The 23,055-nt window shown below is 61.2% G+C and carries 18 protein-coding genes and 10 pseudogenes; 20 read left to right on the top strand and 8 right to left on the bottom strand.

Annotated features, from left to right (window positions below; genetic code table 11):
- Positions 1 to 17: 17 nt before the first annotated feature.
- Entirely contained in the window at positions 18 to 1,265 is a 1,248-nt protein-coding gene (locus ACNJYB_RS26565; protein ID WP_439369422.1) for a glycosyltransferase family 4 protein, read from the top strand.
- Positions 1,262 to 2,203 (top strand): NAD-dependent epimerase/dehydratase family protein, encoded by a 942-nt coding sequence (locus ACNJYB_RS26560; protein ID WP_439369421.1) that lies wholly within the window; start codon positions 1,262 to 1,264, stop codon positions 2,201 to 2,203. Before ACNJYB_RS26565 ends, ACNJYB_RS26560 begins: the two co-directional genes overlap by 4 nt.
- A gap of 285 nt (positions 2,204 to 2,488) precedes the next feature.
- Here the strand turns inward: ACNJYB_RS26560 and ACNJYB_RS26555 are convergent.
- A pseudogene (locus ACNJYB_RS26555) lies at positions 2,489 to 2,717 on the bottom strand (capsular biosynthesis protein); the annotation flags it as partial.
- A gap of 210 nt (positions 2,718 to 2,927) precedes the next feature.
- On the opposite strand from ACNJYB_RS26555, the gene ACNJYB_RS26550 reads away from it, so the two are divergent.
- The 8 genes and pseudogenes from ACNJYB_RS26550 to ACNJYB_RS26515 all read left to right on the top strand — a co-directional run.
- Positions 2,928 to 4,340 carry a mannose-1-phosphate guanylyltransferase/mannose-6-phosphate isomerase gene (locus ACNJYB_RS26550; protein WP_439369420.1) on the top strand — a complete coding sequence of 471 codons (1,413 nt, stop codon included), beginning with the start codon at positions 2,928 to 2,930 and terminating at the stop codon, positions 4,338 to 4,340.
- A gap of 195 nt (positions 4,341 to 4,535) precedes the next feature.
- The gene (locus ACNJYB_RS26545) at positions 4,536 to 4,778 is read left to right on the top strand and encodes a hypothetical protein (protein ID WP_439369418.1); all 243 of its coding nucleotides are present in this window, start codon (positions 4,536 to 4,538) and stop codon (positions 4,776 to 4,778) included.
- A gap of 1,136 nt (positions 4,779 to 5,914) precedes the next feature.
- Entirely contained in the window at positions 5,915 to 6,985 is a 1,071-nt protein-coding gene (gene gmd / locus ACNJYB_RS26540) for a GDP-mannose 4,6-dehydratase (RefSeq protein WP_439369417.1), read from the top strand.
- Entirely contained in the window at positions 6,966 to 7,907 is a 942-nt protein-coding gene (fcl, locus tag ACNJYB_RS26535; RefSeq protein ID WP_439369416.1) for a GDP-L-fucose synthase, read from the top strand. Before gmd ends, fcl begins: the two co-directional genes overlap by 20 nt.
- 250 nt (positions 7,908 to 8,157) lie before the next feature.
- Entirely contained in the window at positions 8,158 to 8,379 is a 222-nt protein-coding gene (locus tag ACNJYB_RS26530) for a hypothetical protein (RefSeq protein WP_439369415.1), read from the top strand.
- 420 nt (positions 8,380 to 8,799) lie between these two features.
- Positions 8,800 to 9,414 carry a hypothetical protein gene (locus tag ACNJYB_RS26525; RefSeq protein ID WP_439375650.1) on the top strand — a complete coding sequence of 205 codons (615 nt, stop codon included), beginning with the start codon at positions 8,800 to 8,802 and terminating at the stop codon, positions 9,412 to 9,414.
- Positions 9,415 to 10,104: 690 nt separating this feature from the next.
- A complete protein-coding gene (locus tag ACNJYB_RS26520; RefSeq protein ID WP_439369414.1) occupies positions 10,105 to 10,608 on the top strand; it encodes a D-glycero-alpha-D-manno-heptose-1,7-bisphosphate 7-phosphatase in 504 nt (167 codons plus the stop codon).
- A 320-nt stretch (positions 10,609 to 10,928) separates the two neighbouring features.
- Positions 10,929 to 11,117: pseudogene (locus tag ACNJYB_RS26515) on the top strand (transposase); the annotation flags it as partial.
- Between the two features lie 39 nt (positions 11,118 to 11,156).
- On the opposite strand, the gene ACNJYB_RS26510 reads toward ACNJYB_RS26515, so the two are convergent.
- The 4 genes from ACNJYB_RS26510 to tnpA are packed head-to-tail and all read right to left on the bottom strand — an operon-like array spanning position 11,157 to position 14,198.
- Positions 11,157 to 11,780, bottom strand: a complete 624-nt coding sequence (locus ACNJYB_RS26510) for a UPF0149 family protein (protein ID WP_439369411.1) — start codon at positions 11,778 to 11,780, stop codon at positions 11,157 to 11,159.
- Complete coding sequence (gene tnpC / locus ACNJYB_RS26505) at positions 11,777 to 13,336, bottom strand: IS66 family transposase (protein ID WP_439375492.1); 1,560 nt, start codon at positions 13,334 to 13,336, stop codon at positions 11,777 to 11,779. The genes ACNJYB_RS26510 and tnpC (ACNJYB_RS26505) overlap by 4 nt, the downstream gene beginning before the upstream one ends.
- 50 nt (positions 13,337 to 13,386) lie before the next feature.
- On the bottom strand, positions 13,387 to 13,740 hold the full coding sequence (gene tnpB / locus ACNJYB_RS26500) for an IS66 family insertion sequence element accessory protein TnpB (RefSeq protein ID WP_027577378.1): 354 nt from the start codon (positions 13,738 to 13,740) through the stop codon (positions 13,387 to 13,389).
- The gene (gene tnpA, locus ACNJYB_RS26495) at positions 13,737 to 14,198 is read right to left on the bottom strand and encodes an IS66-like element accessory protein TnpA (protein ID WP_439369410.1); all 462 of its coding nucleotides are present in this window, start codon (positions 14,196 to 14,198) and stop codon (positions 13,737 to 13,739) included. The genes tnpB (ACNJYB_RS26500) and tnpA overlap by 4 nt, the downstream gene beginning before the upstream one ends.
- Before the next feature lie 305 nt (positions 14,199 to 14,503).
- On the opposite strand from tnpA, the gene tnpB (ACNJYB_RS26490) reads away from it, so the two are divergent.
- On the top strand, positions 14,504 to 14,851 hold the full coding sequence (gene tnpB, locus ACNJYB_RS26490) for an IS66 family insertion sequence element accessory protein TnpB (RefSeq protein ID WP_439369413.1): 348 nt from the start codon (positions 14,504 to 14,506) through the stop codon (positions 14,849 to 14,851).
- A gap of 114 nt (positions 14,852 to 14,965) precedes the next feature.
- A pseudogene (gene tnpC / locus ACNJYB_RS26485) lies at positions 14,966 to 15,898 on the top strand (IS66 family transposase); the annotation flags it as partial.
- A 137-nt stretch (positions 15,899 to 16,035) separates the two neighbouring features.
- Here tnpC (ACNJYB_RS26485) and istB read toward each other — a convergent pair.
- Both istB and istA read right to left on the bottom strand, forming a co-directional pair.
- Positions 16,036 to 16,808, bottom strand: a pseudogene (gene istB / locus ACNJYB_RS26480) (IS21-like element ISBj11 family helper ATPase IstB).
- Positions 16,809 to 16,844: 36 nt separating this feature from the next.
- Positions 16,845 to 18,357 (bottom strand): annotated as a pseudogene (istA, locus tag ACNJYB_RS26475) (IS21 family transposase).
- Positions 18,358 to 18,519: 162 nt separating this feature from the next.
- Between istA and ACNJYB_RS26470 the strand changes: the two are divergent.
- Positions 18,520 to 18,852, top strand: a pseudogene (locus ACNJYB_RS26470) (IS66 family transposase); the annotation flags it as partial.
- A 63-nt stretch (positions 18,853 to 18,915) separates the two neighbouring features.
- Here the strand turns inward: ACNJYB_RS26470 and ACNJYB_RS26465 are convergent.
- Positions 18,916 to 20,102: pseudogene (locus ACNJYB_RS26465) on the bottom strand (IS110 family transposase).
- 248 nt (positions 20,103 to 20,350) lie between these two features.
- Here ACNJYB_RS26465 and ACNJYB_RS26460 point away from each other — a divergent pair.
- The 7 genes and pseudogenes from ACNJYB_RS26460 to ACNJYB_RS26430 all read left to right on the top strand — a co-directional run.
- Positions 20,351 to 20,470: pseudogene (locus ACNJYB_RS26460) on the top strand (IS66 family transposase); the annotation flags it as partial.
- A 430-nt stretch (positions 20,471 to 20,900) separates the two neighbouring features.
- A complete protein-coding gene (locus tag ACNJYB_RS26455; protein ID WP_439369412.1) occupies positions 20,901 to 21,230 on the top strand; it encodes a site-specific integrase in 330 nt (109 codons plus the stop codon).
- Positions 21,231 to 21,262: 32 nt separating this feature from the next.
- Positions 21,263 to 21,445 (top strand): annotated as a pseudogene (locus tag ACNJYB_RS26450) (integrase); the annotation flags it as partial.
- Between the two features lie 184 nt (positions 21,446 to 21,629).
- The gene (locus ACNJYB_RS26445) at positions 21,630 to 21,842 is read left to right on the top strand and encodes a tyrosine-type recombinase/integrase (protein ID WP_439375649.1); all 213 of its coding nucleotides are present in this window, start codon (positions 21,630 to 21,632) and stop codon (positions 21,840 to 21,842) included.
- A 14-nt stretch (positions 21,843 to 21,856) separates the two neighbouring features.
- Positions 21,857 to 22,522 carry a tyrosine-type recombinase/integrase gene (locus tag ACNJYB_RS26440; protein WP_439375648.1) on the top strand — a complete coding sequence of 222 codons (666 nt, stop codon included), beginning with the start codon at positions 21,857 to 21,859 and terminating at the stop codon, positions 22,520 to 22,522.
- A 54-nt stretch (positions 22,523 to 22,576) separates the two neighbouring features.
- Entirely contained in the window at positions 22,577 to 22,783 is a 207-nt protein-coding gene (locus ACNJYB_RS26435; RefSeq protein ID WP_438102164.1) for a hypothetical protein, read from the top strand.
- A pseudogene (locus ACNJYB_RS26430) lies at positions 22,780 to 23,043 on the top strand (site-specific integrase); the annotation flags it as partial. The gene ACNJYB_RS26435 and the pseudogene ACNJYB_RS26430, both read left to right, overlap by 4 nt.
- Positions 23,044 to 23,055: the final 12 nt, after the last annotated feature.

The following is a 23,055-nucleotide window of genomic DNA, read 5'->3' as shown; positions in this document are numbered from 1 at the left end:
GCTAGCGAAGCACCCCTATGGCCAAGCACTCGATAGACAGGTCCCTGCAAATTTCCGGAAAGATCATCGTCGCGACCCAGCATTATCCCCCGGACTCAAGCACCACGGCGACGATCCTGTCCGAGATCGCCTGTTGGTTGGCATTAAAGCACAAAGTCACCGTACTTTCCGGAACCCCTGATCCTCTGCAGCCGCTCGATCCCGGTTCAAACAAGCCAGTTGTCATCACGATCAAGAACCGGATGGCAGCAAAAGAGGCCCTGGTTGGGCGCGCGATCGCCGAAATGTTGTTTGCGTTAAGAACCTTTCTTGCTCTCATCAAGCATTTGCAGCGGGGCGATGTGGTGCTGACGGTGACCGCTCCCTTCATGCTGCCGTATGCAGTCGCGGTAGCTGCGTGGTTGAAGGGTGCGCGGTCGGCACTGATCATGCACGATCTTTTCCCCGATGTGCTCGTTATGGCCGGTCTGCTGAAATCCCGCTCGCCAGCTGCGATAGTAATACGAGCGGCCAACTCCTTGATGTTTTACGCGGTCAGTGCGGTCGTGACCATCGGACGCGATGCCGAACGACCGCTGATGCGCTACCGCGGCATACGTCAAAGCAAGATCCGTTTCATCCCAAACTGGGCCACACTAACTCCGAGCTTACGTCCCGTGAACGCGGAGAACCGTTATCGCCGGACGCTCCCTGGCCGCTTCGTCGTTGGTCTTTCCGGCAATCTCGGCTTCACCCACGATCCTGAAATCGTATTCGAGGCTGCCAATTTACTGAAGCATCAGGCGGACATCCATTTTCTTCTTTCAGGATGGGGTTTGGGCTTCGAACGATTGCGGCGCTTGCAGGCGGAAGCCAATTTACCCAATGTCACGTTCGTCGAGCGGGTAGATGATGCACAGCTAGAGGAATTTCTAGCCGCAGCGGACATCTGGGTCATTCCCTATCGGGGGAATGTTGCAGGCGTGTCGGTGCCGAGTCGGTTCTATAATCTGCTTGCGGTCGGACGTCCGGTCGTCCTGGTCTCAGAGGCGGAAGCAGAAGCTGCATTGACGGTGGCAGAGAACAAACTCGGATGGGTTGTAGCGCCAGGCCAGCCGGATGAACTGGCGGGCGCAATCCGTGCTGCGTTCCGATCCGACGACAAATCGATGCCGGAGCGAGCGGTCCAAGTCGCTGCAAAGTTCAGCCGAAATACCGCAATGCAATCTTATGTTGAACTGATGGAAGAATTGCTGCGCGGCCCAGAATTGGTAGGGAGGCCATGAAAGACGGTAGTCCCGTTGTTCTCGTGACAGGAGCCAGTGGTTTTGTCGGCCGCAACTTAGTCCCGCTGCTTGAACGAGAGGGCTGGATTGTTCGGCGCGTCGTGCGGCGATCATCGTCTTCAGAGGATGAGGTGGTTGTGGGCTCGATTGGGCCGACAACGATCTGGGAACCTGCGCTCATCGGAGTAGATGCCGTTGTTCATCTTGCAGCTCGAGTACATCATCCAAATGAAGAGCATGCAGCTGAACTATACAAGTCTGTGAATACTGAAGGGACCCTACAGCTGGCGCGCGCCGCGGCTCACGCAGGAGTGCGAACGTTTGTCTTCTTGAGTACTATACTCGTGAACGGAGGTTGCACTGATGGACGCGCGGCGTTCAACGAGAACGATGCCATCCATCCTCGAGGAGTTTACGGGTTGTCCAAAGCGAATGCGGAGGTGGGGCTAAACAGCCTTGCGGAGCGCTCGCGCATGAGGATAGCCATAGTTAGGCCGCCGCTGGTGTATGGGGCTGATGCAGTCGGTAATTTCAGGCACTTGGTGAAGGCCGTCCGTTTGGGTGTTCCACTTCCCTTAGCGTCAATTCGCAACCGGAGAGCTTTTATAAGTGTTCAGAACCTGACGTCGTTTATCCTTAGACTGCTCCATTGCGAAGGAAATGGATCACAAGCTTACCTCGTAGCAGACAGTGAGCAGATCTCCACTCCAGAGTTTGTCACCCTCATTGGTGAGGCAATGAACAAACGAGCATCGCTGCTTCCCGTACCTATGAATCTCTTGGAACTTGCCCTTCGTATGACCAAACCTGAGCTGCGCGACAGTCTGGTGGGCTCTATGGAGATTGATGTATCCAGAGCTGTGTCGACCGGCTGGAGACCCCTTCTTACGATGGAGGAAGGATTGAAATTGGCAGTGAATAGCCGATCAAATTTTTAACCAGTGGACTGACTGTACCTCGGCTGCGTGAACGGAAAATTCCACGGGGGTGAAGAGCTGTTTCATGCCCCTTCAGTCTGAGTCTGCCTTAAGTACTCCCGATAAGCTAGGAGCGATTCCATCTTGTGAAATACGAGCATGCCAGCCCAAGTTCGCCAGACGACTGACGTAGAGCAATTTGCGCGGCGTGCCATCGGAGCGTGACGAATCGCAAGCTATGTCGCGATAACCGACGACCGCAGCAACGAGACGAGCGAATACAGCAATGTGATGTCCTCGCCAGTGCAGCGAAATGGAACGCCATTTCGTCGTGGAGGTTGAAGACGAAGAACACGACCACGCTGAAGGCGAGGAAATAGGGCAGGATCCGGAGCAGGAGTGGCAGACGGACGAAGAAGCCTTCGCCACCCTCGAAACGCACGTAGAACGCGATGAACAGCGCCGCCGCCGTCGCAAGCAGGTCGTGGAGCGCGATCATGAAATTGCGAAAAGTGAGATGCGAAAGACGTGTCACAGGTGCGCAATGGCCAACTATCGTAGTGACTTCGTTTTCGCAGGTTTCCTTTGTATTCTGAGCGCTTATGCGCGGCTCTGCAGTTGCGAAGTCGTAGGTTCTAGTGTTTAAAGCCGCTAAATCGAGGGATCGCATCTCTCTTTATCTACGTTCGCCAAAATTGGCTAGTGCTTGGGGCCATCGTTTCGTGGCAAGGGGTGATTTGTAGCGATGGACAAACGCATTATTCCCCTGATCATGTGCGGCGGTGCCGGCACGCGGTTGTGGCCCGCCTCGCGCGAGGTGCGCCCGAAACAGTTCCTGCCGCTGTTCGGCGCCCGCTCGACCTTCCAGGACACGCTGCTGCGCGTCTCCGATGCATCGTTGTTCGATCGCCCGATCGTCATCACCAATGCGGCCTATCGCTTCATGGTGCTGGAGCAGCTCGCCGAGATCGGCATCGAGGCCGACGTGATCCTCGAGCCGATGCGGCGCGACTCCGGCCCCGCGATCGCCGCGGGCGCCGTGTTCGCGCAGAACCGCACCAGTGAAGCGATCGTGCTCGCGCTCGCCGCCGATCACGTTGTGCAGGACAATGCCGCTTTCGTCGCGGCGTGCCGCGAGGGCCTCACCGCCGCGAGCGTCGGGCGCATCGTCACCTTCGGTGTCAAGCCGGAGCGGCCGGCGACCGAATACGGCTATATCAGCCCGGGCGAGGTGATCTCCGGCCAGGTGCATGCGGTCGTCCGCTTCGTCGAGAAGCCTGATGCCGTGACGGCCGCCGACTACGTCAATTCGGGCTATCTCTGGAACAGCGGCAACTTCATGTTCCCGGCCAGCCTCCTGCTCGATGAATACCGCAAGGTCGATGCGGCCAGCGTCGAGGCGATCTCCAACGCGGTCAACAATGCCGGCCGCGATCTCGGCTTCGTGACGCTGGAGCCCGAGGCCTTCGGTGCGGCCAAGGCGATCTCGATCGACTACGCCGTGATGGAGAAGACCTCGCGCGCCGCCGTGGTGCCGGTGTCCTGCGGCTGGTCCGATGTCGGCTCCTGGCATGCGGTGTGGGAGCTGTCCGAGAAGGACGCGCAGGGCAACGCGGCGCATGGCACCGCGGTGTTCGAGGATTCCCGCAACTGCAACGTCACCTCCGATTCCGCGCTGGTCGCGCTCGAAGGCGTCGATGATCTCGTCGTGGTCGCGACTGCGGACGCGGTGCTGGTCTCGCGCCAGAAGGATGCCAACGGCCTGAAGCGTCTGGTGACCAAGCTCAAGACGGTCGCGCCGAAGGTCACCGAGGAGCATCTCAAGGTGCACCGTCCGTGGGGCAGCTATCAGTCCGTCGACAACGGCGCACGCCACCAGGTCAAGCGCATCGTGGTGAAGCCGGGCGGACGGCTGTCGCTGCAGAAGCACCACCATCGTGCCGAGCACTGGATCGTGGTCCGCGGCGCGGCCCAGGTCACCGTCAACGAGACCGTGAAGACCGTGCACGAGAACGAGTCGATCTACATCCCCATGGGCGCGGTCCATCGCCTTGAAAACCCCGGTAAAATCATGCTGGAGCTGATCGAGGTCCAGACCGGCTCCTATCTCGGGGAGGACGACATCATCCGGATTGAAGACGACTATCAAAGATTGTGAAAATACGTTTTTGAGAGTAGATGAAGCTGGATGGTCCGGCGCTGATTTGCGTCAATGGTCGGTCCAGCCGGCTGATTTGGATAACGAGCTAAGGTTAACACAGGAGTGTTTCCCGACAGAAGTTAACGACTACTGAAACGAGCGCTTGACATCGGCATAAGCGCGGTTCTCCTTCTTTCGCTCCGGCCGATCCTCTTGGTTGTTGCAGTGGCAAGCCGGACTGAAAGTGCGGGTCTGGTCATTTTTCAAGCAAATGAGGGGCGCGCTGATCCGGGACGACGGCGGATTAAAGCTAGGAAGGCACGGGTGCCCGTTCGTTTGTTGCAATTATCGGACGATGTTCTTGGGGACGGCCGATGTTCCAGCTCTTCAGGCTTCAAGATTGACGAGTTGCCGCAATTGCCCAATGTGCTGCGCGGCGATATAAGCCTAGGCTAGCCCTTGTCTCTCAAGTGTATCTGATCGATGCAAGAGATGTTTGGTCCGTTCGTGGCGTTCGGTCAAAATCGAATGCTACTGCCAGCGCAACGGCAGCGCACGCTGCGAGCATAACACGTTATCTGTTCTCCGGAGGCAACCTTGATTGGCTTGTCGCCAACGAGAAAGCTTCGACGAACATCCACCATAAAACGGTTCATCAAGTCGATGATCATGCCAGAGCGGGCTCCCTACGACTGCTCGGCGGGCGGTACCCCTGCACTGTCCCGTCCCGATGATGAAGCAGTACTCAAATGCATCGACGCGGGCGCCCAATTCCTCTGCCATAACGCTATGGAGGGCGTGAACGTCTGTTTCCTCATACAGACGACGCTGCGACGTCGCGAGGGACCGAGCTTGTCAAAAAGACTGAATCCAGCTGCGCGCAACAATCGCTGCGACTTGCAGTGGTTGTCAGGCACGGGCGGTGAGGGCTCTCTTGCGCGCATTAAAGCAGGGACGAGGGCATGACTATCGGCGCCCGTGCACTTACCCGGTGCCGCGCATCTGCCACGATCCATAAAACGCGCATTTCCCCCAACTGACACTCCCGGAACCGGAAATGTGGGATCTCGATCGACCTTGCCTGATCTCAACCAGAGCGGGCGCGCAAGGAAATCTGCTCTTGGGTGTCGTCGAGCTGCCCCTCGACTTTCCGTAGGTTGGCAACGGGGATCTCGCCCGCAGCTTTTAGCTGGGCAGGGATCGAACCCCCGAATGGACGGAATCAAAATCTGATGACAGGTCTAAGCGTCTTCAAAGATTTTCACCTACTGATAGTACAGACAAGTTATGTGGTTCAGAATGGAAGGTATATGGGTGGTCGCCAAATGCGACCTCTCCTTAGACCCAAAGAGCGAAGCCCCGCCATCGGGCCAGATGGCAGGGCCAAAGCTTCGCAAACCGGTTTCAACGACTCCGAACCTACACACCTCGGCGAGGGACCGCAAGCGTTTCTTGCCTGGCAAAGGGGTTGACCAGGGGGGTCGATGTGTCCAGAAGGGTGTGATTGCCCGACAGATGTGTATCATCTTTGTCGGGAAAGCGACCGCAGAATTTCTGGATCGTGGACCGATTTAATGCCAACAGGACTTGAGATGAATAAACGGGTCGCTCTGATCACCGGCGTTACCGGACAGGACGGCGCCTATCTCGCCGAATATCTGCTGTCGCTTGGCTATGTCGTGCACGGCATAAAGCGGCGCTCGTCCTCGTTCAACACCGCCCGCGTCGATCACCTCTATCAGGATCCGCATGCTGGCAACGTGCCGTTCCTGATGCACTACGGCGACATGACCGACTCGACCAACCTGATCCGCCTCGTGCAACAGATCAGGCCGACCGAGATCTACAATCTCGCCGCCCAGAGCCACGTCGGCGTCAGCTTCGAGAGCCCGGAATATACCGCCAATGCCGACGCCATCGGCGTGCTGCGGCTCCTGGAGGCGATCCGCATCCTCGGCATGGAGAAGGAGACGCGGTTCTACCAGGCCTCGACCTCCGAGCTCTACGGTCTCGTGCAGGAGATCCCGCAGAAGGAGACGACGCCGTTCTATCCGCGCTCGCCTTACGGCGTGGCCAAACTCTACGGCTATTGGATTACGGTGAACTACCGCGAAGCCTATGGCATGTTCGCCAGCAACGGCATCCTATTCAACCACGAGAGCCCGATCCGCGGCGAGACTTTCGTCACGCGCAAGATTACGCGCGGCGTGTCGCGGATCGAGGTCGGTCTCGAGGACACGCTCTATCTCGGCAATCTCGAGGCGAGGCGCGACTGGGGCCATGCCAAGGACTACGTCGAGGGCATGCACAAGATCCTGCAGGCCGACAAGCCTGACGACTTCGTGCTCGCCACCGGCGAGATGCACTCGGTCCGCGAGATGGTCGAGCTGTCCTTTGCGGAGGTCGGCCGCCGCATCGCCTGGCGCGGCAAGGGCGTCGAGGAAACCGGCATCGACGAAAAGAGCGGCAAGACGGTCGTGAAGATCGACCCGACCTATTTCCGCCCGACCGAGGTCGATGTCCTGCTCGGCGATGCCAGCAAGGCGCGCGAGGTGCTGGGCTGGACGCCGAAGCGGACGTTCGCAGAACTGGTCGCGGAGATGATGAGAAGCGATCTGGCCGAGGCGAAGCGGGATGCAGGCCATGGCAAAGGCAGCGTTTGAACTGAAAGGCAGACGGGTCTATGTCGCCGGCCACCGCGGCATGGTCGGCAGCGCGCTCGTGCGCCGGCTCGCAGCGGAGGACGTCCAGCTCGTCACGGTGGCCAGGGGCGAGCTCGATCTGCGCAACCAGGCCGCCGTGTTCGACTGGTTCGCAAGGGTGCGGCCGCAGGTGGTGTTCCTCGCCGCGGCCAAGGTCGGCGGCATCGTCGCCAACGACACGCTGCGGGCCGAGTTCATCTACGACAACATCGCGATCGCCGCGAACGTGATCCAGGCTGCGCGTCAGAACGGCGCCGAGAAGCTGATGTTTCTGGGCTCCTCCTGCATCTATCCGAAGCTGGCGCCGCAGCCCTTGCGCGAGGACTCGGTGCTGACAGGCCCGCTGGAGCCGACCAACGAGCCCTATGCGATCGCGAAGATCGCAGGGATCAAGATGGTGGAGGCCTATCGCAGCCAGTATGGCTGCGACTTCATCAGCGTGATGCCGACCAATCTCTACGGCCCTGGCGACAATTATCACCCGGAGATGAGCCACGTCGTCGCCGCCCTGATCCGCCGCTTCCATGAGGCGAAGATGGCAGGCGCCAAAAGCGTCGTGGTGTGGGGCACCGGCACGCCGCGGCGCGAGTTCCTCTATGTCGACGACATGGCGGATGCCTGCGTGCACCTGATGAAGACCTATTCCAGTGCGGAGCTGGTCAACATCGGCACCGGCGAGGACATCACCATTGCCGAATTCGCGCGCCTCGTCGCCGACATCGTCGGCTACAGCGGCGAGATCTCTTTCGACACCTCGCGGCCCGATGGCACCCCGCGCAAGCTGCTCGACGTCAGCCGTCTCGACAAGCTCGGCTGGCGTGCGACGACCTCCCTTAAAGATGGTATTGGGCGCGCGTATAGAGCATTTATAGGAAGCCACTAGACGCAGAAAGGGGCCATCGGACGCCTATGTAGGTTTCTAGGTTCTCCACAATTCGGCTGCCAGAAGTTTTAGATGCCGCTCTGCAAGAAGGCTTACTTTCAGCCGTCTTAGTAGTGTCCCACACGAAGCTCGCGCGCTTTGGTTTGTCAGCGCAGCGGCCGCCTAAGGCTCCACTGATGTGTCAGAGCGCTAAGAGATGGCAAGCGCATCCCGCAACGTCCCATAGCACGAGGTGGTACCTGCCGCCTTGATGTTGACGGGCACTGAATCCCAACATCCGGTTGGCGGCTTCCGGATCGAGGCGCGGTTCGGTAGCGCAAACGCCAAGTTCCTGATTGCCTTCGCGATCGTCATCGTGCTGCTGCCGCTAGTCGCGGCGCTACTTGAGGTGCGCCGCCGCCCGGCGACTGCGGTCGGCTGGTTCGTCAGCGCTACCATCGTCGCGGTGATCTTCGCCGCCGCGCTGCTCTAGCCAGACGTCAAGGACGCAGATCTCGATCGTGCATGAGAGACGTCGCGCCGCGTTGTTCGCTCAACTGCTTTCAGCACAAGGATCTATTGACCAAGGAACGGGGCCTTGGCATGGGGTTGCCTCGCTTGTTTGCGAAGTGGTATTTAGAATTATCTCGTAGGGGCGGCCACCACCGGAAATGGCAGAGAAACGCACACCCGAGCTGGACGGGCGAGGGCCATTGCCATTTTGCTGGTGATGGGGTGGCACTTCATCGGCATCCCGGACGGCAAAGACTACTGGTTGTGGAAAGCATTGAATGTTGGTCGCTTCGGGTAGACCTTTTCTTTGTGCTATCCGGCTACTGGATCACATGCATCCTGCTGAAGCACCGAGTCCAAGAATTATTATTCTGCTTTCTACGGCCGCCGCGCACTTCGCATATTCCCGCTCTATTTCGCGATGTGCTTTCTTTGGCTGGTCTTCCAACAGCTTGGGCTGTTTCCTGCTGTCACTGGCGCACAAGGGGTCCCCGGCTGGGTCTACTTCGTAGGCTTACAGAATATCGCAATGGCGCTCGTGCAAACCGATGGCGCCTACTGGCTTGCGGGAACGTGGTCGTTGTCGATCGAGGAACAATTCTATCGGCTGTTTCCTCTAATCGTCAGAAAAGTGTCTTCGGACAATCGGATTCAATATCCTCGTGGTGCCCATAATTCTATGCCCTATAGGGCGCCTTCTCGATGCGCCCTCAAACGATCCTACGGATACTACGTGTTGCCGTACTTCCGTGCAGATTCGCTCGCAATCGGAGCCCTCATCGCCTTGCAGAGAATGTACGTTTTGCCGGTCGGGGGTACTAAGCGCTGGTTCAAGGTCACGCTCTTGTGCCTGCCTCTTCTCTGGATATTCGGCACTAGCCGATGGTCTGTGGCATTTTCTCATACGATTGCTGGAGCGTTTTTCGGCATCTCTCTTTATCTAACGCTCCAAAATCTTGGGTCATCAAGGATCAGTTTTCTGCGACATCGGGCTCTTAAATTTGTGGAAGATTGATCATATGCGGCATATCTGACCCATCATCTGATTGCATATTTCCTGTTCGACCTGACGGGAATACCTCGAACGATGTCGACGTTGTCTGGACTTTCGTTGACGGCAGGGCGATCATTTTGAACCTCGCGCTCTGCTCCGTAAGCCTTCTGTATTTCGCGCGACGACTAACCAATTCGGCGGCCATCGCCGTTTTCAGTTTTTTGGACCTGAGATTGGACCCGGTGGTTTCCCGACACGAGAACCGTCAATGGCGCCCCAACAGATCGCCGCAGGGTGTGAGTAATAGTTGGTGCGGCGAAGGAGGTTCGCCGATCTTAGAGCGAGTTGGGGTCGAATTGAATTCGTAGGATTGAACGAAGCCGCTGGCGCGGCATTGAGGTTGCTGCGAGAGTGGGAGTAGCTTTTCCACCGTCGGTTTGGCGCCTGTCGAATGAATAGACCGGTGCAGTCAGATCAACGATGATGGCGACCAACAAAATCTCGATACGTCAGAGGAACGATCACAGGGCGATGGTCTGCAATTTCGTCGCACTGGTTCCGCCATTTTCTTCTCCGGTTGCGGCTTCCCCGGTGAAGTGGGAGCATAATTTTGCCGTTACGAGCGGGTCAATAACCGCGTGGCACGTTGAAATGGACCCGGGATTGTCCGAAGATGCCGGTGAGTTCCATGCAAGGTGGGCCAAGTAAGATTTGATGCGTCCCGCAGTTTTCTTTGATCGTGATGGCGTCCTCAACGAGGATGACGGCTATGCTTTTGATCCGAACAGGATCAGGTGGGTGAGAGGAGCCCAACAGGCAGTGAAAGCGGTCAACGATGCGGGATATTTCGCGTTTGTCGTGACGAACCAATCAGGAATCGCCAGGGGGTTTTACGAGGAGCGGCATGTTCGAAATCTGCACGAATGGATGTCGCGTGAGCTCGCGAAGATCGGTGCGCATATTGATGCCTTCGAATTTTGCCCACATCACCCCGATGGGCTAATTCCGCGATACCGTTTGCTCTGCAGCTGCCGCAAGCCGCAACCTGGGATGATCAAAGCTCTGCTTGAGAGATACCCGGTGGATATCGATGCTAGCTTCATGATCGGCGACAAGCAGAGTGATCTTGCTGCGGCACAAGCGGCCGGTATCGCAGCCTATCTGTTTGACGGCTCAAATCTCCAGGCGTTCCTCGCATCGCTGTTGATGGATTGATTCCGATCCCCCAGAGGCAAGTTGGCGTCAAAGCGGCCAATTGAAGCCAATCGGGCAAACGGAGCGAAGGAGTTTGCCCGCAAACAAGCCTGAAAGCAACATCGAGCTCCAAGGTTTCGCTTCTACTTCTGCGGTGCAGCCACCGGCTGTTTCGCTGGCGACCCTGTGCTAACATTGAGTGGCGACCACTAACCCGGTCGAAATCTCAGTTAACTTCCGCCGGCTGTCATGTCGAAGGTATCCGTCCGGTTCAATTACCCATAACTTTGACCATTCGGGCTGATCCGCTGATCGGCGAAAACTTGAATCGCATCCATCCGGTGAAGGCCGCCTTGCGCAGTGCCCAAGTCGAACGGCTCGAAGTAGTGGACACAGGCCGGCGGCGGCGCTGGTCCGAGGATGAGAAGCTCAAGATCGTCCTGGAGAGCTTAAAGGCGCCGCGCCAGGTCGCGGCAACAGCGCGGCGGTATGGCGTTTCGCGCTCGTTGCTGCTGCGATGGCGACGGTCGTTTGAGCGTAACCGGTATGAGCTCCCACGTCCGCTGTGATCAGCGGGCGCGTGCGTAGCGGATCGGCATCCAGTATTGGCGCAGCGCCTCGACGGCCGCTGGAATATCGAGGTGGGCGTTGCGGAGAAAGTCCTCGGTCTCGCGGCCGCTTCGCGGCGGTCCGAGCAGCGGACGGCCCTGATCGTCGCGACAGTGCAGCAGGACGGGTAGCAGCAGGCCGTGATTGACGTTGCTGGTGTCCAGCAACGGCGCCCACGCCGACAGCCTGAGCCGCATCGCGACATAGAAGCCCTGGCACCAGGGACGCGCATCGATATCGCCATTGACTTCACGCCGGTGCATCGGCGCGAACTGGCGAGGCGTGGTCGAAAGGGTCTGGCTGATCTCGTTATGACGCAGCGCAACGGCGGAGATCGCCGCGAACTCCGGAGTGCCGCCGTGGTTGAAAGCATCGGCATCGATGGCGAGCAGCGGGCAGATCCAGTCGAGTGGGCTCATCGACACTGGTCCAGCCACGATCGCGGCGACGTAGCCGTCGAGCATGGGAAGACTGGTGGCGGCAGGATGCTGATCGACGCGAGCTTGGAGCCATCTCTCGAGTTCCGCAAGCGGCATCGCGGCGGCGGCCATCGACGACGATGTTTTATGGCGACGTGGGCTCATGCGGCAGCTTGTGCGACGCGCTCGCGTGCCGCCTTCCAATTCCAGGCAAGCAGCTCGTGCAGCTGATGGCTCTTGGTTCGCCCTGAAACGATGCGTTCCAGCACGTCGTTCAGATAGGCCTGCGGATCGAGCTCATGGAGTTTTGCCGTGTTCACGAGCGACGCCAGGATTGCCCAGCTCTCAGCACCGCCGTCGCTACCGCTGAACAATGAGTTGCGTCTCCCCATGGCAATCGGGCGCATGGAACGCTCGACCGTATTGCTGTCGACCTCGACGCGGCCGTCGCGGAGAAACAGCGTCAACCCGTCCCAGTGATTGAGCGTGTAGTTGATCGCCTCCGTCAGCTTCGACTGCGAGAAGAGCTGGTCGACCATGGCGGTCAGTCGCGCCTTGAGCGCTGCCATCAACGGTGCGCTCCTGGTGCGGCGGGCGGCCAGCCGCTGCTCGGCGCTGCTGCCGCGGATCTCCGCCTCGATAGCATAGACCGCCTGCAGGCGTTCGATCACCTCGTGCGCGAATGGCGACTGCATCATCTTGTAGATCTCGACGAATTTGCGTCGGGCATGGGCGAGACAAAAAGCAAGCTGGATCGCGCCACCATGGCCGCGGGCGAGCGCCTTGTAGGCGGCATAACCATCCACCTGCAGAATGCCGGAAAAATCCGTCAATTGTCCGGCGATCTCCTCGGTGCCGCGGCCGTCGGCGAACACGTAGGCGACTGCCGGCGGCGAAGGGCCACCCCATGGCCGGTCATCCATGGCATGCGCCCAGAACTGGCAGATGCGGGTGCGATGTCGTCCGGGATCGAGCACGGGCATCGGGGTCTCGTCGCAGAACACGCGCGGCGAGGCCTGAATTGTGCGCAGCTGGAGCTCATAGAGGCTCTTGAGCCACCAGGCTGCACGCTTCACCCAGCCGGCAAGCGTCGCCCGGTCGAGATTGACGCCCTGGCCGGCCAGAATCTGCACCTGCCGATACAGCGGCAAATACCAGGCGAACTTCGAGACCACCACGTGAGTCACGAGCGCGGTCGAGGCCATGCCGCTCTCGATCAGGCGCGGCAACGCCTTCACCTGGACCACGCCATCGGTGCAGCTGCGGCAGCCGTATTTGGGACGGATCGTGCGCAGCACCCGCAAGATCGCCGGGATGATGTCGAGCACCTCGCTGACGTCCTCACCGATCTTGTGGAGCTGACCCTGGCAGCACAGGCAGGCCGTCGCCTCCGGCTCCAGCACCTGCTCGCAGCGCGGCAGGTGCTTTGGGAGTGCGCCGATGTTGCGGCGCGCCTTCTTGCGCACCTTGCCGGGCGGCTTCGCCGCAGGCACATCGTCGTTGGCCTGCACAGGCAACGTGGCATCGGTCTCGAGATCGCCCAGCTCAAGCGCGAGTTGCTCGTCCACGAGCACCGCAAGTCGCTCTGAGCGCTTCCCGAAGATCATCTCCTTGAGCGTCTGCATCGCCACACGCAGCTTCTCGTTCTCGGCGTCAAGCGCGAGCACCATCTCGGTCAGAGCTGACGGATCGGTCGGCAGAGCGTCGGGGCGAATCGCCATGATCGAACGATACATGCGCACGCTACACGCTCCAGCGAAATCCTCACCTCTCAGCCGACAACGGCCGGCTGCTTCACAGGCTTGGGTGAGACACGCGTCCACTCAAGCCCGTCGAGCAGCATCGCGAGCTGCGTCGCACTTAGATGCACCACACCGTCGCGGATCGGTGGCCAGGTGAAACGCCCCTGGTGCAACCACTTCGTCACCAGCACCATGCCGCTGCCGTCCCACGCCAGGAGCTTCACTCTGTCCATGCGTTTGCTGCGGAACACGAAGACGTCGCCACAATACGGGTTCGCACGCAGCGCTTCGCTCACCAGCGCCGACAGCGTGTGCACCGACTTGCGAAAGTCGACCGGCTGCGCCGCCAGCACCACCTTGAGGTCGGAGCGTAGTGCAATCACCGGATGCCCCGAAGCGCCGACAGCACCGTCGAAAGTGTCGCCAGCTCCACGCCCGGCTCAACCCGGATGCGAACCCCACTCAGCTCGATCTCGATCACCCCGCAGGCCTTCGCCGGCGGCGCGGCGATCTCGAAAGGCCTCGTCTGTGATGGCGAACTGCGCTCGGACTCGCCGGCCGTCTCGCCGTCGCTCTCGGCACCAATTTGGATCGGCACGAAGCTCGGCGCCTTGCCGGCCACCGCCGCCGCAACCTGGCGTCGCCACACCGTGAGCAGCCCGCGGGAAACGCCATTGCGCCGCGCCACCTCGGAGATGTTCGCACCCTCCTCAAAGCTCTCCGCCGCGATCCGCGCCTTCTCCTCGCCCGTCCATCGTCGCCGCCGGCGCTCCCCGGTGATCACCTCGACGCGACGATAGGAATCGCCTTCCTGCCTGGCATCAAGCATGGCATTTGCCATCGTTCCACCTCCACCGAACCGCTCATGCCAGGCTGTATCGCGCGCAAGCCGAGGGATGGCTAGGTGGGGGCGTCACGCCGGTTACGTTTGAGCCGGAGCCGAAGGATGCCGCCGATCAACCTGGCTTCGTACCGGCGATGGTGGTCGCGGAATCAGTGTCGATGCCTTGTCCAGTCGCGCCGGCAAGCAAGCGGGGGGTCGATCGAGATCGAGTTTGCGGCCGGGGTTCGGATGCGGATCACGGGTACGGTCGACGCGGCGACGGTGAAGGCCGCCGTCGCGGCGCTGGCAGATGGACGCCTACGGTGATCCCCATTGCGTCGGGCGTGCGGGTGTGGATTGCGACCGGCCACACCGATATGCGTCGCGGCATGAACTCGCTGGCCTTGCTGGTGCAGGAAGCCTTTAAGCGAGACCCGCACGGCGGCGATCTCTATGTGTTCCGTGGCAGGAGCGGCAAGCTGATGAAGATCCTTTGGCACGATGGACTGGGCATGTCGCTCTACGCCAAGCGGCTGGAGCGCGGCCGCTTCCTGTGGCCGTTATCGGCTGATGGCGTGGTGACCATCACCCCAGCCCAGCTTGGCTACCTGCTGAAGGGCATCGACTGGCGGATGCCGCAACAGACCTGGCGATCGCAGGCGGCCGGCTGATCGCTGGGATTTGAATCGGTGGCACGATCAGCAGTCCGGACAGACACTGCGTGTTGTGATTCTCTGGTCGGCGATGGGCGCTGATGATTCTCTCCCCGACGATGTGACCACGCTGCAGGCGATGCTGGCGCCGAGCGAGCGGCCCGGTTGGCCGCGGAGGCGGAAGCCCAGGCGGGGACATTGCTGATCGAGAAGCTCAAACTCACGATCAAGAAGCTGCGGCATGAGCAGTTCGGGCAGCCCTCCGAGCGAGGCGCGTTGCTGGACCAACTCGAGTTACAGCTTGCCGACCTGGAGGAGACCGCGGCAGCTGAGACCGTGGCGCAGATGGCAGCCGAGAAGATAGCGGTGCCATCGTTCGAGCGCCGCAGGCCAGCCCGTCGGCCGCTGCCGGAGCATTTGCCGCGGGAGCGCATTGTCTATCCGGTGCCAGCCACCTGCCCATGCTGCGGCGATAGTCGATTGCGCAAGATCAGCGAGGACGTGACCGAGACGCTGGAGCTCGTTCCGCGCCAGTGGAAGGTGATCCAGCACGTACGCGAGAAGCTCGTCTGCCGGGCCTGCGAAGCGATCACCCAGCCGCCGGCTCCCTCGCATCCGATTGCGCGCGGGCGCGCAGGGCCCAAGCTGCTGGCCCATGTCCTGTTCGCCAAGTACGGCCTGCACCTGCCGCTTCATCGTCAGAGCGAGGTCTACCAGCGTGAAGGCATCGACCTCGACGTATCGACGCTCGCGGACTGGGTAGGTGCCTCCGCGGCAACCCTGATGCCTCTGGTCGATGCGATCCGGAGCCACGTCTTCGCAGCCGAGCGCATCCATGCGGATGACGTGCCGGTCTTGGCGAAGGGCAAGACCCGGACCGGCCGGCTCTGGACCTATGTGCGCGACGACCGTCCGTTTGCCGGTCCAGATCCGCCGGCGGCCGTGTTCTTCTACTCGCCCGATCGTGGCGGTGCGCATCCGGAGCAGCATCTGGCGGGCTATGCCGGACTGATGCAGGCCGACGCCTACGCCGGCTTTGGCAGGCTCTACGAGGCCAATCGCAAGGGCGGCCCTGTAGCGCGGCAATCTGGGTAGGAAGTGCGCGGCAATCAGGATGGCGAGGCAGTGTCGCGGCCTGATGATGATTGCCGCGATGATTGTCGCGCGCAAGAGTTTTATTGAACTCTGATTGTCGCGCAGCGTCAATCAGCGACGGTTTTGGGTGTCGCGTGCGATGGCGGCCGTCCGGGACCGCGTTTTCGTTCGAGGGCGGTCCGTCTGCGATAGCTCTCGACGTTCATCTCGACGATGGTGGCGTGGTGAACGAGGCGATCGATAGCGGCGAGGGTCATGGCGGGGTCCGGGAAGACCCTGTTCCATTCGCCGAATGGCTGATTGGCCGTGATCAGCATCGAGCGTCGCTCGTAGCGTGCACTGATGAGTTCGAACAGCACGCTGGTCTCGGCCTGATCCTTGGTGACGTAAGCGAGGTCATCAAGGATCAGGAGATCGAAGCGATCGAGACGATTGATGGCCGCCTCGAGGTTGAGCTCGCGTCGCGCCAGCTGGAGCTTCTGCACGAGATCGGTGGTCCGGGTGAAGAGGACGCGCCATCCGTTCTCGATGAGGGCCAGGCCAATCGCTGCCGCCAAGTGGCTCTTTCCGCCGCCGGGCGGGCCGAACAGGAGCAAATTGGCGCCCTTGCCCAGCCAGCTGTCACCGGCGGCGAGCGCGGTCACCTGCGCCTTGGAGATCATCGGCACGGCCTCGAAGTCGAAGCTGTCGAAGGTTTTTCCAGTGGGCAGCCGCGCCTCGACGAGATGGCGCTCGATGCGGCGGCGGCCGCGTTCGGCGATCTCGTGCTCGGTGATGGTGGCGAGGAAGCGGGCCGCCGGCCAACTTTCCTTGTCGGACTGCTCGGCAAATTGCGGCCACAGCACCTTGATGGCGGGCAGCGCAGCTCGTTGAGCAACAGATTGAGGCGCGCGGTGTCGACGGGTGTTGGCCATGCTCATGCGGCACCTCCGATCTTGGCGGCTCCGATGAGGCATTCGTAGGTGGCAAGCGGCGCGAGCTGCACCACGACGTTCGGCAGCTGAGCGGGATCCGGGGCGAAGTGAGCGCGCAGCCGGTTGAGGTCGGGCAGTTGGCCGGCGTCAAGGTCAGCCGTGAGCTGATCGGCGAGTTCGGCCTCGCAGCCGCGCTCATGAGCGAGCGCGAGGAGATCGACCATGATCCGGCAGGCCTTCTTGTCCGGCAAGCGCTCGCGCAATCGGTCGAATGTTCTCCGATAGCTCTCGCGCGGGAACAGCCGATCTCGGTAGACCAGATTGAGAAGCGCCATTGGCTTGCGCCGCAGAGAATGGATCACGTGCCGATAATCGACGACCTGATCGTACTTGCCATTGGGATGCGGTCGCCCGCGCGGCAAGGTAAGGAGGTGCGTGCCGCCGACAAACACGTCGAGGTGATCGTCGTAGAGCCGCGTCCGCAACCGGTGACCGATCAGGCGCGATGGCACCGTGTAGAACACCTTGCGCAGGGTGAAGCCGCCGGACGATGTCACGCGGACGATCACCTCTTCGTAGTCGGAGGTGCGGCGATCGGGCAGCTCCTGCAACACCACGCGCTCGCTATCGATCCGCTTGGCGTTGCGGGCATTGCGGCGGCTGACGATCTCGTCGATGAAGCCGCGATAGGTGGCAAGATCGTCGAAGTCGACAGTCCCGCAGCAGCAAGGCGTCCGCGATTGCTCGCTTGAGATGACCGTGGGGCCCTTCGATCGAACCATTCTCGTGAGCAACGCCTCGATTGTTGCGGGAAGGCCGCATGCCGTAGTGGGCACAAAGGGCCTCGTATCGCTGCGTCAGATCGTCCCGTGCATCGCGATCGAGATTGCAGAATGCGGCCGACAGACTGTCGGTCCGATGCTCCCGCGGCGCCCCACCGAGCGACCAGAGGGCATTCTGCAGGCCTTCGGCCAGGGCAACGAAGCTCTCGCCGCCAAGCACGACGTGGGCGTGCTCGAACCCGCAATAGGCCAAACGGAAGTGATAGAGACGATGATCCAACGGAACACCCGCGATCGTAACACCCAACTCGCCCATGTCGGTGAAGTCGGAGAGGCCGAGCTGGCCAGGCTCGTGGGTTTGGCGGAAGATTACCTCCTGCTCCGCGCCGTGGATCGCCCGCCATGCACGGATCCGACGTTCCAGGGTACGACGGATACCGGTGCCGAGATCCGGATGACGTCGTAGCATCTCCTCGAAGACCGCCACCGGGCGTAAGCCAGGTGCCGCCTTCAGGATTGGGACGATCTCGGTCTCGAACACGTCGCTCAACGGGTCCGGTCGGCGCCGGCCGCGGGGAGCCTTCCTTTGCGATGGAAGTCGGGGGTCCCTCTCGATCCGATAGGCGGTCGACGCACTGAATGACGCCTTGGCCGCCGCCACTGGCGGGCTATCGGTCTGACGGTACTTCATGTAGAGCCTCATCTGGTGATCTGTGATGTGTCGGCCGGGCAAGCGAGTGATTCCTCTTGGCGGAAGAACCACTTGCATAACCCCGCCGGCCGCGATCACCAGTCGGCGCGGTCCTCCTCGGGATCGCGCCGACGCTGGGCTCGTAACTCCGGTCGGGCTACGCCCTCCCTACGTCACGAGCCCAGCGAAACTCTCTCACCTTGATTGACGCTGCCTTCCATCCTGATCGCCGCGCGACACGGCCCGATCATCGAGGCCGCGTGCTGGGCGCACGGCAGGCGCAAGTTCTTTGACCTCGCGCGGCTCAGCAAGGCACCGATCGCGGCCGAGGCGGTCAAGCGCGTCGATCTTCTGTTCGCCATCGAGCGCGAGATCAACGGCCTTGCTGCGCAGGAGCGTTTGCGTGTGCGCCAGGAACGTAGCCGCCCCCTGATCGTCGAACTGGAGGCGTGGTTGCGCGAGCAGCGCGCCAAGCTCTCCAGCAACAACGACACGACCAAAGCGATTAATTACTGCCTCAGCCGCTGGGACGCATTTACCCGCTTCCTTGATGACGGACGGCTTTGCATGTCGACGGATGGTGTTGAGAAGTCCTTACCTTCAGTTCGTGGCAACTTTTTTTGGTTTTTCCTTCCAGGCAGCCACCATGCGTTCGTAGGCCTGCTCGACGCGTGCGACGTAACCAGCTTCCCGTTCGCGGATTTCCTTGATCCAATAGTCCCGGCCCGGGCCAGCCTTGCCGTAGGCACGGGGAGCCCCAGCCTTCAGAGCCACCTTCCGGAGTTTCATCGCTGTGAACGCTGGCCGCGCGTAAGCGTAGTCCTTTCCGGTCGTCAGGACGTGCCAGATCATGACTGCGAACTTGCGCGCCGTCGCGACGGCTGCGGCCCCGGCCCCGTGCTTTTTCTGCGTTCGGTTGAAGAATGCTCGCAACGGACCCGGCGCCGTCTTGGCTGACCACGCCGCCTCAACCAGCATCTTGCGGGCGTCACGGTTGCCCTGCTTCGAGATCCGGCCATGCCGTGCCGGGTGCTCGCCTGACTGCCGAACCCGCGGTGTCAACCCGAAATAGCTGCTGAGCTTATCCGGCGACGGGAAGCGTGCGATGTCGCCGATGGAGGCCAGTACACTCGATGCGACAACCGAACTCATGCCGGGATCGTCATCAGCTTGAGAGCCCCTGGATCGTCCAGAGCCTGCTGGGCCACGACCTTGTCGATTTCCGCGAGTTGCTTCGTCACGCGTTCGAGTTCCACGATCAGACGCCGGAGCATTGCACGCTCCTCCGATGGAAGAGGCAGACTGTTCAGCCAATGCTGTCCGCGCTTGCCGAAGAGATAGCCTTTGTAGGGCGGGATGAGGTTAGCATGCAGGATGGCCTTCATGCGTCCTTTAATGCGGATGATCTGCGCCAAGACGCCAGCGCGCTCGGCCATCTGGCGCCGGCGGCTGTAGGTGTCCTCGTCAGCAACCCAGACCTCCGGCAAGAAGCCGGCAGCATGCAACTTTGCCAGGGTCCCAGCATCGACCTTGTCCGTTTTGACTCGCGCATAGGCAATCGCCCGAACGAGCCTCGGATTGGCGACCGCGACGCGCTTAACGTGCGGGCGCAGAATACGTTCGACCGCCGCGCTGTTGCCCGTCACCTCGATGACCACCTCATCTTCGAGGCTGAGTGTCTTGGCAAAGGCGACAAGCCGATCGTGGACGAGATCTACGCGGAGCTGTCGGATTATTGTTCCGTCCTCCAGGATCGCCACCTGGGCGAACGATCGGTGGATGTCCATGCCGACGATTTGCATGCTTGGTTGTCCTTTGTCTCAGGAGCCAGTGGCTTGCACGACATCTACGGATCCGCGCTCGCAGCGCAGCCGGGCAAGTCGTAGGGGCGGCCAAGTAACAAAGCGAGCTCACAGCTCATGGTCATGGCGGCCTGCCACCGTTTCGTGCTCCAGCGCCCCTATCCCGGCTTCGACAGACTAATCCGGACGACCAGTCCTCTCCACCGGGTTTGAGCGCAAACATCATGCCCTTTAACAATGCCGCCGAGCGCGAGCTACGGGCAGTCGCCGTAGGAAGGAAGAACTGGACCTTCGCTGGTTCCGATGAGGGCGGCCGGCGCGCCGCCGCCATCTACACCCTCATCGCCACGGCACTATGCCGAGTGCGGCATAGGGCTGTTTATGCCGGCCGCCGAACTATGCCGAGTCGGATCGTTTTCCCCAGATTTCTCGCTGACCGGCGTTTGGTCGGTTCGGCATAGTTCGTTCTGTGCCTCCGGTTTCAACAGCGGAGAACAGGAAGATGGAAGTTGAAGAGTACTTGGGCAGAAGCCGGCTGTACCGGCGTCTCAGAAGCGGGCCGCACGGACAGTTTGTCGAGTGCTACGCCACTCGTCTCGTCGAAGAGAGGCTCGTTCGGCACGGCACGTGGCGTTGCCTCAACGTGGTTGGCGGGCTCCTGAGTTGGATCGCGGGCCGTCGCTATAAGCTGGTCGAGCTCGATGAGCAGGTCGTTGAGCGGTACCTCCGACATCGAGGCGGGAGGCAGTCTATCCAACCCGGTGACCGAGCTGCGCTCAAGCGATGGTTGTCGGTGCTGCGCGAGGAGGCGCGATCGCGCCGTTGGTGTTACCGCCTCTCACCCCGCACGAACGGATCTTCAAGGAGTTCGATGCCTACCTGCGATCAGAGCGCGGCTTGGCCCCGAGGTCCATCGTCCGCCATCTCCCGGTCATCCGCAGGTTTTTGCACGAGGTGTGCTCCGGCGGCGCCGCCGGCGCCCTGAGCAAGATCAGCCAAGAGGACGTGATCCGCTACGTTGAGCGCCACGCCCAGGATTGGAGCCCGGGAACAGGCAAGGCGATGTGCTGGTCGTTGCGTGCCTTTCTCCGTTACCTCCACCATTGGGGCTGAACGCGCGGCCGTTGGCGGATTGCGTTCCATCGATGCGCCGATCGAAGCTCGCAACTCTGCCGAGCTATCTGCGTGCCGTACAGGTGCGGAAGGCTCTCGACGGTTGCGACCGAGAGACGGTGATGGGACGGCGCGATTACGCCATTCTGTTGTTGCTGGCCAAGCTCGGCCTGCGGGCCGACGAGGTCGCGACGCTCACCCTCGATGATATCGACTGGCGCGCCAGCGAGATACTCGTTCGCGCCAAGGGCCGACAGCGTGCACGAATGCCGATACCGCCACATTGGCGCGGCTATCGTTGCATATCTGCGCAATGGCCGCCCAAAGTCGTCGTGCCGACGGCTGTTCGTCCGCACACTCGCGCCACACGTCGGCTTTGCTTCCGGATGCGCGATCACCATGATCGCCAAGGCCGCTCTCGATCGCGTTGGAATCGAAGGGTGCGCCCACCGCGGCGCCCATATCTTCCGACACAGTCTCGCTACCGAGCTTCTCCGATCTGGCGCAACCTTGTCGGAGATCGGACAGCTGCTGCGGCACGAGAACCACGACACCACCCGGATTTACGCGAAGGTCGACATCGACGCGCTGAGAACATTGAGCCTGCCCTGACCGGGAGGCGTGCAATGACCAATCTGCGCGCCGCACTCGATAAGTACCTGAGCATGCGCAAGGGGTTGGGATACAAGTACGCGCACCAGACCCGTCGGCTCGCCGACTTCGTCGCCTTCATGGAGAAGCGCAAAGCCAGGATCATCACGACGAGGCTGGCAATGGAATGGGCAACGCTGCCGCCCGATCGTCATGCATCCTCGGCGCTGCGATTGAGCGACGTGCGAGGGTTCGCGCGCCATGTCGCCAATTTCGATCCGAGAACGGAGGTACCGCCCGTCGGCATGCTGCCCGGATGGAAGCGCGCCAAGCCCTATGTCTACAGCGACGCGGAGATCGATGCGTTGCTGGCGGCGGCGCTGGCTCTGCCGCCAGCGGGCGGGCTGCGCCGATGGAGCTATCATACCCTGTTCGGGCTGATCGCGGTGACGGGCATGCGTATATCCGAGGCGATGGGCCTGGAGCGTGATGACGTCGACCTCGACGCCGGCGTGCTGACGGTCCGGCTGACCAAGTTCGGCAAGTCGCGGCTCGTGCCATTGCATCCGACGACGAGAACCGCGTTGCGCGACTACGCCCACCGGCGCGACGCGATGCTCGGATCACGCTGCGGCTCGACCTTTTTCGTTGCCGAACAAGGAGGCCGCTTGCTGCACCAGTACGTTCATCGCGTCTTCTGACGATTGTCCAGAGAGATCGGGCTGCGGCGCCCAGGTGATCGTACCGGGCCACGCGTGCACGACTTCCGTCATCGCTTCGCCATCCGGACGCTGCTCGACTGGTATCGCGAAGGCAAGGACGTCGAGCAACAACTCCCAGTGCTCTCCACTTACCTCGGCCACGCCTGCGTGCGCGATACTTACTGGTATCTCTCGGCCTGCCCCGAGTTGATGGAAGAAGCGGCACGGCGTCTCGATCGGCGATGGGAGGTGACGCCATGAAGCCCGCCTGCAATGTCGCCACGTTGATCGAGCGCTTCTTCACCGAGCGCCTCATGCGCCAGCGCAATGTTAGCGGCAACACGATCGCCTCCTACCGGGACACGTTCCGGCTGCTGTTCAAGTTCGCACAGGTGCGGCTGCGGAAGTCCCCATCCGCCCTGACGCTCGCCGATCTGGATGCAACGTTCATCGGTGCGTTCCTCACCGATCTCGAGGTAACGCGCGGCGCCAGCGCGAAGACGCGTAACCTGCGTCTGACCGTAACCGGTATG

Origin of the sequence: Bradyrhizobium sp. SMVTL-02 (genome assembly GCF_051853005.1) — a bacterium.
In the GTDB taxonomy this organism is placed as follows: domain Bacteria; phylum Pseudomonadota; class Alphaproteobacteria; order Rhizobiales; family Xanthobacteraceae; genus Bradyrhizobium.
This window is presented reverse-complemented; position numbering and strand designations above follow the sequence as displayed.

Coding starts and splice junctions, on each gene's coding strand:
- ACNJYB_RS26565 (WP_439369422.1), top strand. CDS start 18: ATGGCCAAGCACTCGATAGACAGGTCCCTGCAAATTTCCGGAAAGATC.
- ACNJYB_RS26560 (WP_439369421.1), top strand. CDS start 1,262: ATGAAAGACGGTAGTCCCGTTGTTCTCGTGACAGGAGCCAGTGGTTTT.
- ACNJYB_RS26550 (WP_439369420.1), top strand. CDS start 2,928: ATGGACAAACGCATTATTCCCCTGATCATGTGCGGCGGTGCCGGCACG.
- gmd (WP_439369417.1), top strand. CDS start 5,915: ATGAATAAACGGGTCGCTCTGATCACCGGCGTTACCGGACAGGACGGC.
- fcl (WP_439369416.1), top strand. CDS start 6,966: ATGGCAAAGGCAGCGTTTGAACTGAAAGGCAGACGGGTCTATGTCGCC.
- ACNJYB_RS26530 (WP_439369415.1), top strand. CDS start 8,158: ATGTTGACGGGCACTGAATCCCAACATCCGGTTGGCGGCTTCCGGATC.
- ACNJYB_RS26510 (WP_439369411.1), bottom strand. CDS start 11,780: ATGAGCCCACGTCGCCATAAAACATCGTCGTCGATGGCCGCCGCCGCG.
- tnpC (WP_439375492.1), bottom strand. CDS start 13,336: ATGGCGATTCGCCCCGACGCTCTGCCGACCGATCCGTCAGCTCTGACC.
- tnpA (WP_439369410.1), bottom strand. CDS start 14,198: ATGGCAAATGCCATGCTTGATGCCAGGCAGGAAGGCGATTCCTATCGT.
- ACNJYB_RS26455 (WP_439369412.1), top strand. CDS start 20,901: ATGGTTGTCGGTGCTGCGCGAGGAGGCGCGATCGCGCCGTTGGTGTTA.
- ACNJYB_RS26445 (WP_439375649.1), top strand. CDS start 21,630: ATGATCGCCAAGGCCGCTCTCGATCGCGTTGGAATCGAAGGGTGCGCC.
- ACNJYB_RS26440 (WP_439375648.1), top strand. CDS start 21,857: ATGACCAATCTGCGCGCCGCACTCGATAAGTACCTGAGCATGCGCAAG.